The 12,709-nt window shown below is 52.6% G+C and carries 11 protein-coding genes; 3 read left to right on the forward strand and 8 right to left on the reverse strand.

Annotated elements, in window-relative coordinates:
* Positions 1-61 precede the first annotated feature (61 nt).
* Positions 62-406, reverse strand: coding sequence for a hypothetical protein (locus tag AWR27_RS13665; RefSeq protein WP_077131674.1), 345 nt, complete (start codon positions 404-406; stop codon positions 62-64).
* A gap of 394 nt (positions 407-800) precedes the next feature.
* Here AWR27_RS13665 and AWR27_RS13670 point away from each other — a divergent pair, with 394 nt between their 5' ends.
* Positions 801-2,867, forward strand: a complete 2,067-nt coding sequence (locus tag AWR27_RS13670) for a penicillin acylase family protein (RefSeq protein ID WP_077131675.1) — start codon at positions 801-803, stop codon at positions 2,865-2,867.
* Between the two features lie 121 nt (positions 2,868-2,988).
* On the opposite strand, the gene AWR27_RS13675 is transcribed toward AWR27_RS13670, so the two are convergent.
* The 3 genes from AWR27_RS13675 to AWR27_RS13685 form a co-directional block, all read right to left on the reverse strand.
* A complete protein-coding gene (locus tag AWR27_RS13675) occupies positions 2,989-3,678 on the reverse strand; it encodes a pirin family protein (RefSeq protein WP_077131676.1) in 690 nt (229 codons plus the stop codon).
* A 2-nt stretch (positions 3,679-3,680) separates the two neighbouring features.
* Positions 3,681-4,418 carry a dioxygenase family protein gene (locus AWR27_RS13680; protein WP_077131677.1) on the reverse strand — a complete coding sequence of 246 codons (738 nt, stop codon included), beginning with the start codon at positions 4,416-4,418 and terminating at the stop codon, positions 3,681-3,683.
* A 211-nt stretch (positions 4,419-4,629) separates the two neighbouring features.
* The gene (locus tag AWR27_RS13685; RefSeq protein WP_077133991.1) at positions 4,630-5,349 is read right to left on the reverse strand and encodes a GNAT family N-acetyltransferase; all 720 of its coding nucleotides are present in this window, start codon (positions 5,347-5,349) and stop codon (positions 4,630-4,632) included.
* Between the two features lie 361 nt (positions 5,350-5,710).
* On the opposite strand from AWR27_RS13685, the gene AWR27_RS13690 reads away from it, so the two are divergent.
* Together AWR27_RS13690 and AWR27_RS13695 are read left to right on the forward strand one after the other, a co-directional pair.
* Complete coding sequence (locus AWR27_RS13690; RefSeq protein WP_077131678.1) at positions 5,711-7,045, forward strand: MFS transporter; 1,335 nt, start codon at positions 5,711-5,713, stop codon at positions 7,043-7,045.
* A gap of 38 nt (positions 7,046-7,083) precedes the next feature.
* Positions 7,084-7,890 (forward strand): ion transporter, encoded by an 807-nt coding sequence (locus AWR27_RS13695; protein WP_077131679.1) that lies wholly within the window; start codon positions 7,084-7,086, stop codon positions 7,888-7,890.
* Positions 7,891-8,035: 145 nt separating this feature from the next.
* On the opposite strand, the gene AWR27_RS13700 is transcribed toward AWR27_RS13695, so the two are convergent.
* The 4 genes from AWR27_RS13700 to AWR27_RS13715 form a co-directional block, all read right to left on the reverse strand.
* The gene (locus tag AWR27_RS13700) at positions 8,036-9,313 is read right to left on the reverse strand and encodes a glycoside hydrolase family protein (RefSeq protein WP_077131680.1); all 1,278 of its coding nucleotides are present in this window, start codon (positions 9,311-9,313) and stop codon (positions 8,036-8,038) included.
* A gap of 146 nt (positions 9,314-9,459) precedes the next feature.
* Positions 9,460-10,266, reverse strand: coding sequence for a carbohydrate ABC transporter permease (locus AWR27_RS13705; RefSeq protein ID WP_232325830.1), 807 nt, complete (start codon positions 10,264-10,266; stop codon positions 9,460-9,462).
* A gap of 114 nt (positions 10,267-10,380) precedes the next feature.
* Entirely contained in the window at positions 10,381-11,235 is an 855-nt protein-coding gene (locus AWR27_RS13710) for a carbohydrate ABC transporter permease (RefSeq protein WP_077131682.1), read from the reverse strand.
* Positions 11,236-11,362: 127 nt separating this feature from the next.
* Entirely contained in the window at positions 11,363-12,670 is a 1,308-nt protein-coding gene (locus AWR27_RS13715; protein ID WP_232325831.1) for an extracellular solute-binding protein, read from the reverse strand.
* Positions 12,671-12,709: the final 39 nt, after the last annotated feature.

Genomic DNA, 12,709 nt, shown 5'->3' on the forward strand with positions numbered 1-12,709 from the left:
AGCGGAGTAGCCCTACTGGATTACAAGGGCGGCTTTCCAGCCGCGTTACGTTATGTTCACGCTATTCTGGCTGGAAGCGCAACCGAACGGTGTATACTTCACCAGTGTCGCTGCCGTAGCCAACCAGCTTTTTGCCAGTCAGTTGCTGCTTCAGCGCGTTGTTTAATTGTTGGTTTTGACTAAAGACCTCCAACTGACTGAGTTCGTTTTCGGCGTTCACCCTGAACTGGATGACGACCACCCCGGCCTTGTGCGTTTGCAGCACGTCGGGGTATGAAACGTATTTCGCTAACTGTTGCTCCAGTTTGGCTTTAGGAGCTTTGGTTTTGCGGGTTTTTGTCGGCGTAGCGTAGGCTTGCGTCGCCAGGAAGCCTACCAGCGTAAGAAGAAAAAGGGACTTTTTCATGACTTCGTTTATGTTAAAAATGAACAATGCCCACTCGCCCGAATCTCTCTGTCGAGTCGTAAGGACTAATGTGATTGTAATATTACGCAAATATTAAGTAAATGTTAAGTTTTTATGAAAATATATTTTTCAGACATACGTGATTATCTGTTTACACTATGGTCATAAGCACATTTCATATGTCTTACCCCCGCGTTATTGCTATTAAAATTGTATTTTATCTGTTTTAGCAAAATTTCCTTTTTCGACTCAATATTAAATTAATGTTAAGAGTAGAGAAGTTAAGCGCAAACGGCCCTGATAAAATTTACGTTGCCGTATAAACAAATCCTCATAAACAAAATACTAAAACAAACGCTACTTGTATCTTTCCAACTCCTAATTACAAACCCGAATGAAGCCTTACCGTCTACTTGCTTTTCTGTTGTTATTGACTCAATCGCTACATGCTCAAATTAACCCCGCCAGCGTAACTATTGCCCGCGATACGTTCGGCGTACCGCATATCTTCGCTAAAGCCGACGCTGAAGTGGCCTACGGGCTGGCCTGGGCACACGCCGAAGATAATTTTCGCACCATTCAACTCTTGGTTATGCCCGCAAAAGGGCTGCTGGGGCGGCAATTAGGCAAAACCGGGGCCGCTGCCGATTATGTGGTCGAACTCCTGCACGCGCCGGAGTTGGTGGCCGCTGAAGGTGACAAAGCACTCTCGCCCGATTTCCGGGCGGTGCTGGAAGGCTATTTGCAGGGCCTGAACGACTACGCCCGCACGCACCCCGCCGACGTGATCAACAAACGGCTATTTCCGCTCACAGTGGCCGATTATCTGAAAACGTCGGTATTATCGCTGTCGGTCATTTCGGGCGTCGAACGGGCGTTGAAAGCGATTTATGATGGAAAAGTATCGGGCATCGATGGACTAAAACCGGCAGGGTCGAACGCGATTGCAGTGCATCGGAATAAGACCGTGGAAGACGAAACAATGCTGGCGATCAACTCGCATCAGCCGCTCGAAGGGCCGGTGGCGTGGTACGAAGCGCACCTGTGCAGCGAACAGGGCTGGAACGCGCTGGGCGGGCTGTTTCCGGGTGGAGCTACCATCTTCCACGGCGTAAACGAACACCTCGCCTGGGCACACACGGTAAATTACCAGGACAAAATCGATACGTATCAACTGCAAACCGACAACGCCCATCCGAATGAATATTTGTTTGACAACCAGTGGCTTACGCTCGATCAAAAGCGTGTTCGGCTGCGGGTGAAAGGCATTCCGTTTGCCATTGGCCGGAAAGCCTACTGGAGTAAATACGGGCCAACCATCAAGACTAAGCGCGGCTGGTTCGCGCTCCGAACAGGGTCGTTTATGGAACTGCGTGGTATGGAACAGTGGTATCGGATGAACAAGGCGCGGTCGTTTTCGGAGTTTCGGCAGGCGTTGCAAATGACGGCTATTCCGGGCTTCAACATCATCTATGCCGACCGCGACACCATCTTCTACGTCAGCAACGGTAAGATACCCTACCGCGACCCCGCCTACGACTGGAGTGGCACGCTGCCCGGCAACACGGCTAAAACACTTTGGACCAAATTCCGTCCTTTGTCCGACTTTCCGCAATATGTGAATCCGCCAAGTGGTTATCTGTTCAACATGAACCATACGCCGTTCAACGCTACTGGCTCCGCCGATAACCTGCGCCCCGAACAGTTCGACAAAACGATGGGCTATGAACGCTGGAACACCAATCGGAGTCTGCGGTTCATGGAACTCATCGGCCAATACGACAAGCTCAGTTACGCCGATTTCAAGCGGATCAAATACGACCTGCAACTGCCCAAAACCCTCTCCTACGCGCAAGGTCCCGACGCCAACGCACTCTTCACGCTCCGTCCCGATACTCATCCTGACATTCGCGAACAAATCGAAATGCTGACAAACTGGAACCGTCAGGCCACCACCGACAGCCGGGGCGCGACTACGTTTCTGGTATTTTATCACTACTGGCAGGATAAATTGCAGCACGAAGGGCGGCAATCGAACGCCACGCGGATGCTTACCGCCGACGAGTGCGCCGAGGGCTTGCGGCACGTGAAAACGTACTTACAGAAGTATTTTGGCCGTACCGACGTTGCGCTGGGCGATTACCAGAAGCACGTTCGCGGCCCGAAAGAACTGCCTGTCTGGGGTATTCCCGACGTACTGGCGTCCATTTATGCCAAACCCTACCGCAACGGCCTGGTTCGAAGCGACGCGGGCGAGTCATATATTGAGTTGGTGCGGTTCCCAAAAACGGGATTGCCCATCATCGAAAGCATCAACTGTTTCGGAGCCAGTGCCCACCCCGACAGCCCGCACTATACCGACCAGATGGAGTTGTTCGTGCAGATGAAAACCAAACCGATGACGCTCGACAAGGCCGCCGTGTTGCAAACGGCAAAGCGGATATATCATCCGGGAGAGTGATTGGGGGAGCAGGTTGTTACGCAGAGATACGCCGAGCAAAAGAGGTACACCGAGATTCAGTTAAATAGCCTCTGCGTATCTTCCTGATTGCTCTGCGAAACTCTGTGCAACAACCTAATTATTACACAGCAATCACCAGCAGAACGGCCTCATTCGATAAGGCTTCAAAGTCCAGTTCGGCAGCTTGTTGGTAGCGAAGGGCTAAGCCGTCGCGGGCGTGGAGCAAGCGATTTGCAACTTCAAACACACCACTCAGCACAAACACGAAAACGTTTTGGCCCGCACCAACCACAAACGCACCTTCTTCGCGACCGTCGTAGCGGCCAATATACCCTCGTCTGCCTGTTTCGGTAGTATCCAAGAAAGACAGCAGCGTGTTTTTTTGCGAAAGGTCGAATGTTGACACGTTCACGGCAGGTGCGAACGCCGTTTCCCCGTGTATAAGCCAGATTTGGAGGAAGTTGATAAATTCCGTTTCATAGGGATTACCAACGGTGTACGCCATGCCCGCGCCCAACGACAACACAACCGACTGACCCGGTTCGAGAAAGTCGGTGGTTTGCTCGGTGCGGTATTCCAGACCGCCCGTTATGGGCAACAGCACCACCGACGTGGGTTCGTCGACCCCCAGGCTCAGGCTGGCACCGGCCTGCAGTATATCATCGTTCAGCAGACACAACGCGCCGAACGGTTCGCGGCCTTCGGCGCGGTATGGCCCGAAATTGAACGTATGATAGCTATGCAGGTCGGGCGTCTGCGACGCGCCACGCTGCTCGGCCAGAAAAATCCGGGCTTCGGTTTGCGAAGTCATACTTACGCGCTGACAACAATGGTATGCGTCAGCGTATAGCCGCCCGACAGACTGCCCGATACGGTAGCCAATTCGGTGGTGAAGCCATCCCGGAACACGTTATCCGATTCATTTCTCGTATCCTGCGCCCCTTTCGTGTAGCCGTATGATTGCCCCGTGGTGTACACCGTATTCGCCACGTCGTATGGAAACGCAATCTGCGTAATCAACAGCGACCGGCCTGCCGAGTTGTAAATATGTACGTGAATGTGTGGCGCACGGCCCGAATACCAGCCGGGGAAAATAGTGGTAAAGCTGACCAGTCCGTTGCTGTCTGTAGTCTGGCGACCGCGCAAAAAGTCAACACTCTGCAAATTAACGCTTTGCATACCCGTTCCACCGTATTCGGAGTAATATCCATCTTTGTCGCAGTGCCACACGTCGACCAGCGCACCGGCCAGTGCGGCACAACTGGCGTTGGCATTTTTAATGGTGATGTTCATGGTCGTTGCTACGCCTGTGCGGTCGTCGCGAATGTCTTTACGAACAAAATTGGCGGGTTGCTTCGTCGGGAACGGCCCTTCTGTTTCGGTAGGCGTTACGGCGCAATTGGTCGATGAACTACCGTTGGTCGAACCGGTAGTGGTGGTGGCAGTGGTTGGTTCTACTTCGGTCTGCGAACAGGCACCCAACATAGGGCCGATGGCGGCAAGGCCGAGTAGGCTATTAAAACCGCGCTTCAAAAATTCTTTACGTTCCATATCTGCACTATGCTTTGAGGGGTTATCCGTCGTTGAGTGAATAACGCGCAGCAGGCGGGCGTCGTTGCAGACAAAATCGGCTCAGTCGGCCAAGTAGGGCAATGTGTCGATGAACGAACGGTATGTGTCGGCGTGGTTATGCATGAAAAAGCCGCACCCATTGGGCGCGGCTCTGCATAGTCTTAACGTAGCAACGTGGTAGTTGGAAGAATCAGGCTGTTTCCAGTTCACGCTCCCGGCGAGACACGCGCGAACGCGGGCGGTCGCTTTGCAACCGCAGCAGAATGCGTTCTTTGATACGCATCCAGCGTTCGTAGAGTTTCGACTCTTTCAGGAAATTCCACTTCGTCTCTTTCTCCTCTTCGGGTTTCTTATGTTCGTCGGGATCGTAGAGCATGCCCGTGCAAAGGCAGTGCTTGCGGTTGGTACGGGTCAGAATATCGAAGTTGGCGCAGGTTTGGCACCCTTTCCAGAATGCTTCGTCGCCGGGCAGTTCACTGAGCGTAACGGGCTGATAACCCAGATCTGAGTTAATCTTCATCACCGCTAAGCTTGTAGTGATTCCGATAATTTTAGCCGTCGGAAACATCTTGCGCGACAGTTCAAAGGCTTTTGCTTTGATGCGCGTGGCAATGCCGCTTTTGCGGTGGTCGGGCCGTACAATCAGGCCGGAGTTCGCTACAAACTTACCGTGTTCCCACGTTTCGATGTAACAGAATCCAACCCATTCACCTGCCAGTGTGGTTGCTACGATGGCTTTGCCTTCGAGCATTTTTTCCATGATATAAATGGGCGAGCGTTTGGCAATGCCGGTTCCCCGTGCTTTCGCGCTTTCTTCCATTTCGCGGCAGATTGTTTCGGCCAGCGTCAGGTGGTTTTCATTAGCCACCTGAACCATGTATTGGTCATTAACTACTTCTGGAGTAATCATCGTCATTTATAGGGCAGAACGGCCCATGAATCGGAGACGGTGTGATCCGTGCTGTTGAGAAAAAGGTGAACTGAAAGAATCGATGAGAGAAGGCATCGGCCACGTAGGCCAACTAAATTATATAGTCCTTTCGGACCTAAACCGAAATGGCGTAGTATGCAGGAAGGCCGGTATGACAACGAGCTGTACCATCGGTTTGAGCTGAAAACGCGGACAATGTTCGGTATATTATCCGGGTCGTGCAATAGATAAACGGATTTTTTTAGCTATAGTTCGCAAACGGCAAAAACATATTCATTCGTCAGCGAGTACACCCCGTGCGTCTGGTTTAAGAGACGGTCTTTTGTACGCAACGTCACGAATGATTTCGGCCCTTCCTTCACCTGCCTATCCGCTTACGCTCAGCCAAAGCCGCCCGCTGCGATACGCTGTTTTTCTGTACCTCTACGTCATGCAGGGCATCCCGGCTGGCTTTTACACCACTGCGCTGACCAATTACTTCACCGCCGAAGGTGTTCGCCCAAAGGCTGTGGGTGCTTTTGTGGCCGTTATCGGTCTGCCGTGGGCGTTTCAGTTCATCTGGGGACCGCTCATCGACCGGTTTCAGGCGTCGTCGATGGGCCGCCGAAAACCGTGGGTAGTTGGATCGCAGCTTATGACCGTGCTGGCCTCGGTTGTGCTGCTTTGGGTGCGTGACCCGGTAGCGCAAATCACCACGCTGGGCTGGTTATTCTGCTTGCGCAGTTTGTTTGCGGCCATTCAGGATGCAAGTGTCGACGCGATGGCGATTACCATAATTCCCGAAGACGAGCGTGGACGGGTCAATGCTTTTATGCGGGCAGGTTTTCTGATTGGTACGGGCGTAGGAGCGGCTGTGTTTGCCGTGCTGCTGCGTAAATATGGTTTTCACGGCGCGGCTTTAGCTCAGATTGGTTGCCTGCTCACGGGCGTTGTGGTGATGTTTTTCGTGCGCGAACAACCCAATGACCGCCTGTTGCCTTCGTTGGGGCGACGTAATGGCTTCGTGTCGGCTGGTGGCTCTATGAACCCCAAAATACGACCGGAACGGCCATTTGTCGAACACAATTTCCGTTGGCTGTTTACCGAACTGTTTCGGGGGATATTCGCCCGGCAGAGTTTGCTGTTATTCAGTGCCATTTTACTCGTCTACGCCTGTAATGCGCTGTTTATGCGGGCGTACAACCATCACCTGATCGACGTGATTGGCTGGCGCGACGAAGACCTGTCGGTGCTAACGGGTACGTATGGCATGGTTGCGGCCACACTCATTGCGCTCACAGGCGGTTATTTAGCCGACCGGTTCGGGGCGCGTCGGCTGCTGCTGGTTATGATGAGCATAGTAGCGGTTTACCTGCTGGGTTTCAATTTAGCGTCAGACGCCTGGGCGCAGCACAAGGTAGCACAAACGGGCCTGGTCGCCCTCTATTTTATGGACCCCGCCGTTAGTGCAGCCGCTATGCCCGTGCTGATGGGTATCTGCCGACCGGGTGTTGAAGGGTCGCAGTTCACGACTTATATGGCGTTTGTCAATCTCTGCGACATTGCCGGTACGTATGTGGCCGGAACCGCGCTGGAATACATAGCCGCTCCGTACATTGGGCTAACAGCGGGTGCGCTGGCCGCTGTGGCTACGGCTGTAACAATGTTGGTAGTGCGGCATTATCGAACTCACTAATCAATGGCTAACTTGCAGCACTGCCAATTCCCTGTGCCATGCTGCATTTTCGCAAAACCCTCTTTCGGATTCTGGAAACTTCGGCGGGCAACCGCCGGGGCATTAGCCTTCTGTTCAACGTTGTGCTGATCACGATCATCACGCTTAATGCCATCGCTATTGTACTGAATACGGTTCCGGCTTATAATCAACGATTTGCCCGCCTGTTTTATGACCTGGAATTATTTTCAGTTATGTTTTTCACGATTGAGTACATAGCCCGCTTATGGGTTTGTGTGGAGCAGGAGCGGTATCAGCACTGGTTTTGGGGGCGATTACGATACATGCTCTCTACGCCCGCCATTATTGATTTCTTAGCTATTTTCCCTTTCTATTTTACGCTGTTCGCTACCGATCTGGCAGTTGTGCGGATTCTGCGGCTATTCCGTATTTTCAGACTGTTCCGTATCTCCAAATACTCACACGCCGTTCGGGTGATTCGGGCGGTTGTCGACAACACAAAAGAGGAGTTGATTCTGGTGCTGGTATTCGTGGTATTCATGCTTATCATTATTTCGAGCGTCGTCTACTACATCGAACACCCGGTTCAGCCCGACAAATTCAGTAGCATTCCGGCTACCATGTGGTGGGGTACGAGTGCCATGACCACCGTTGGTTACGGCGACCTTCACCCGATTACACCCCTCGGCAAATTTATTGGTGGATTGGCTTCGATATTAGGCATCATGCTATTCGCCCTGCCAACGAGTATTCTGGTATCCGGCTTCAACGAATACATGCGTACACACCGGAAATCGCCCACCACCCGCCAATGCCCGCACTGTGGGAAGGTGTTGAATGATTGAGTGATGGAGTGATAGAATGATAGAATGATAGAATGATAGAATGATAGAATGGAGCGCAGTGGTCTGATTCGATAATTCAACCATTCAACCATTCAATCATTCAATCATTCAATCATTCAATCACTCAATCACTCAATCTTTTCCATCATTCAACCTTTTTCATTACTTCGGGGTAGGTTCCCAAACGCTGAAACGCCCACAGGCTTTCGATGGTCGATTCAGCCCCGGAATTGCGGTTTACTACGCCATTTGGCCCGATGCCATCGTAGCCCCGGCCCGTAGTACGATCATACATGGGGGTGCTGGCCGGGTTTTTGCCCATGAACCAGCCTGCCAACTGCGCGGCCAAGTCGGCGTAACGCGGCTCTTTGGTTTGATCATACGCTTCGAGCGTGGCCCAGATCATAGGGCGAATGCCATACGCGATTTGCGAAAACTGGCTCTCGTTCAGCAACTTCACGGCACTTCCCGACTGCTCGACCGCAAACGATTCCAGATAATTCCTTTGAATAAGGTACGGGTAAAAGTTATCGATTTCGCGCCGGGCGGCTGCTTGCCACGCGGGCTTATTCAACACCTTGCCTGCCCGTAGCAGTGCATAAGCCTGATCACTCGCGTAGGCGTGCCAGTTGTTCTCAAAACTCAGAAACGCGCTGTGTGGAAACTGATTGGCATCGCCGAATTGCATCGCCAGAATTCCCTCGGCCAATTGCTCCATCAGCCGTAGCCCCTCCGCCGAGGGCGTTTGCTGATAGCGATTGAGCAACCCCAGCAGCATTACAGCCGCCTGATCGCTGCCCGACCCGAACGGCAACCACTTCGGCACCGACACGCCCCGAATAAATGTAAAATCGCGCGGTTTGCCGCCAAAATCGCGAAGCATCGCGGTTAGCAGCCGTTGGTTGGCCTGCTCGATGCGCGTTGCCAGTGCGGGGTCCGTTTTCTGGAAATATGGCTGCACCTCCGTCAGGTGCCAAAATGCCCGCCACGACCAGAAGTTTGGTTCGGCCACACTGGTTTTGAAGGTTTTGTTAATCGTTCGGTCGGGCCACAGAAAGTTATAGAAGTACCCGTTTTCGGCCTGCAATTGCAGCACAAACTCGGTCATCTGGCGTAGTTTGGTCTGCTTGTCGGCGTTGGTGGCAAGGTCGGGTTCGTTAACCAGTAATATAGCGGCCCGCGAAACATCGTCAACGCAGGTAAATCCCTCGTCGGCATCGGTTACGAGCCGGTAGTCGGGGGCTTCGCTGTAGATGGCAACAGTGCCGACGTCGGCTCCGTTGGGCAGTTTTACGGTTTGATACAGCCGGTCGAGATGGCTCAGATTGACGTACCGATTGGCCGGTGTGGTGGTCTGCGCTGCGGGTTGGTCTTTCCGGCAGGAGAGCGAGAAAATGATAATAAAAACGCTGAGTAGTCGCATAAATGGAACACAGATTAAACGGATGCTACGGATAAACACGGATTTTGATGAAACGCGGATTGTACGGATGAACACAGTTTATTTGAAAAATGGAAATCTGTGTTCATCCGTAGCATCTGTATCATCCGTGTTCCTCTTATAAATTTTCAATCTTTCAACCCCGAAGACGCCATGCTGCGGATGAAGTGTTTCTGAAAAAATAGGTACAGCAAAATGATTGGTAATGCCAGCATCACGGCAGCGGCAATCTTCACGCCCAACTGCCCCTCGGCGCGGCCACCAACCGAAAACAGCGTTACCAACTGCGGCAGGGTCATAGTCGGTTCGTCGCGGATGACGATGAGCGGCCAGAGTGCTTCGTTCCACAAGCCCATGAATGTCAGGATGGTGATTGTTAGAGCCGTAGGTAGCACATTAGGCACCAGAATCTGAAAGATGATGCGCAACTCCCCCGCCCCATCGATGCGTGCCGCGTCGATCAGGGCCTGCGGCAAACTCTGAAACGCCTGCCGGAACAGCAAAATCGACAGTGAGTTGAGCGCGAACGGCACAATCAGCGCAAAATACGTATCGACCCAGCCAAGTTTCACCATCGTAATGTAGTTGGGAATGAGCGTAATCTGAAACGGCAGCGTCATCGTGAAAATGATGAGGTAAAAAATCAGATTGCGCCCCGCAAACTGCATCCGGGCGAGCGCGTAGCCGACCATCGCGCCCGAAATCAACACTAAACCTGTGGTCAGCACAGCCACGAACGCACTGTTTAAAAATGCCCGGCCCAGCGGAATTTTGGTAAATACTGTCTCGTAGTTAGCCCACGTAAAGCCCTGCGGCAGCAGAACCAGATCGCCCAGCCCACTCTCCGACGACAGCGACGCGCTCACCATCCAGATAAACGGATAGATGAACGACAGAGCCGCGAGCGTGAGGAGGGTGTAGCGAAGGAGTCTCATGATTTTGAGTGGTTGAATGATTGAATGAGTGAGTGGTTGAATGATAGAATGGTTGAATGGATGCGTTACCTGACTACTTCATTCAATCATTTAACCACTCACTCATTCAATCATTCAACCATTTTCCTGTTCCACATACCGTTTTTGAATCACTACCACGAACAGAATAATCAGCGCGAAGCAAAAACCGAGCGTGGCCGAATAACCCATGTGGTAGTATTGAAATGCCTGTTTGTAAATATACATCACTGCCGAAAGGGTGCTGTTGAGCGGCCCGCCCTCGGTCATGATATACGGTTCGATGAACAGCGAAAACCCGCCAATGGTCGATAGCACCACAACCGTGAAAATGGTTGGGTTGATAATCGGTAACGTAATGTGCCGGAACTTTTGCCATTCGGTTGCGCCCTCTAAATCAGCCGCTTCGTAGTAGGCCACCGGCACCGATTGCAAGCCCACTAAAAACAGAATCACGTATAAACCCACGTTTTTCCAGGTCGCCATGAGCGCGATGGAGTACATCGCCACGTCGGGATCGTCGAGCCACGACACGCGCGGCAGGGCCAGCGATACCAGCACCCGGTTAATCAGTCCCGCGTTGAAGCCCAGCAATTGCTGCCACAAAATCGTGACGACCACGCCCGACACAATCACGGGCAGAAAGAAAGCCGCCCGGAAAAAACTCGCCCCCCGAATCGTTCGGTTCAGCAACTCGGCCAGCAGCAATGCCACCGCAATTTGCAGTGGAATATGCACGACCAGAAACCGCAGCGTGTTCAGAATGGCCTGCCAGAACAGCCGATCTTTCAGCACCCGCTCGTAGTTTGCCAGCCCCACCCAGCGCATCGGGGCAATGATGTTCCAGTCGTGGAAGGTCAGCACCACCGAAAACACCACTGGAAACGCCACAAACAGGCCAAAATGCAGCAAATACGGGCTGGCGAGGAGGTAGGGCGTGAGCTTCTTCATATTGAATGACTGAATGACTGAATGATTGAATGATAGAGTGGTTGAATGGTTGAATGATAGAGTGGTTGAATATTCCTTCTATTCCATTCAATCATTCTATCATTCAACCATTCAACCACTCTATCATTCAACCCCCCAATAGCACGTCTACTGCCTTTGCTGCGTCGGCAATGGCGGCTTCGGGCGTTTTTTTGTTGAAAATCACGCAGGCTTCGTACTCCTGCGAAATGATGTCGAAAACCTCCACAATCACCTCGCAGTTGTCGACGCCTTTGATGTAGCGCGTTTGTTCGGCGAAGGGTTTCAGGCGCGGGTTGCGTTGCAGAAACGGCGTAAAAAATGGGTCGGTGTCCAACTGTTTCCGACGCGGAAACTGCCCCGTTAGCTCCAGCAGCCGTAAATCGCCCGGCTGATCGATGAGTGTTTTGATAAACGCCCACGCGGTTGTAGGGTCGCGGCAGGTGTTGAATACCACAATGTTTTTCGGATCGCCGTAGGTGTATGTCGGACCAGTGTGACCATCGGGAACAGGCATCGGGTAGAAGTTATACGCCAGCCCCGACTCTTTGTATTTCTCAAGATAGCTCACCTGCCACGGCCCGGTAAACTGGGTAGCGATGCGGCCATCGAGAAACGGGTCGCGGGTGGCCGACAGCCGTTCGCGGGCGAAGTAGTTTTTCCGATACAATTCCTGCAAAAACCGAAAGACGCCAATCGCGTGCTGGTTATTGAAAGCCGCCCGATTGTTCTGAACGAGCGGTGCCCCGTTCGACGCAGCCAGATATAACGGATAGAAATTGAACAGCCGCTGATACCAGATTGCCTTCACTTCGGTATAGCCTAACCACCGGTCTACATAGCCGTCGCTATCGCGGTCTTGCTTCACGGCCTCGCCTGCCCGCAGGTAACGCCCGTAGGTGTACGGTGGCCCTTCGCCCGTGCCGGGTCTGACTATATTCGTGTTGCAGAGCGTCATAATCGGGTTCACTTTCCACGGCACCTGATAGATATGCCCATCAGACGAGGTGATTTCGCGCAGTACGGCACTGTCGCAGCGGGCCGTTATGAATGCCCGGAAGCCCGGAATCGTGTCGAGCGGCACCAGCACACCGGCTTTGGCGTACATTTCTACGCTGCCCTGCCACATGTTGGCGTAGATGTCGGGCGTGGTTTTGCCCACCACCGACGCCAGAATTATCTCCTCGCTCGATTGGCCTTCCGGGATAGGCTGATAACGCAGCGGCTTATCGGGCCGGGTGCGTTGCCAACGGTCGGCAAACTCTTTGGTAAAGGCAATTTCAGGTCCGTTGTTTGAGCACCAGAACGTCATTGGCCGCGCATCAGTGGTGTCGTTGCGCTGACAGGCGGAGAAGAAAAGGTTATTACACAGAGATACACCGAGATAGCACAGAGACACACCGAGTTTTTTTAGCATTCTCTGTGCATCTCTTCTTTTCTCTGCGTATCTCTGTGT

The organism is Spirosoma montaniterrae (assembly GCF_001988955.1).
In the GTDB taxonomy this organism is placed as follows: Bacteria; Bacteroidota; Bacteroidia; order Cytophagales; family Spirosomataceae; genus Spirosoma; species Spirosoma montaniterrae.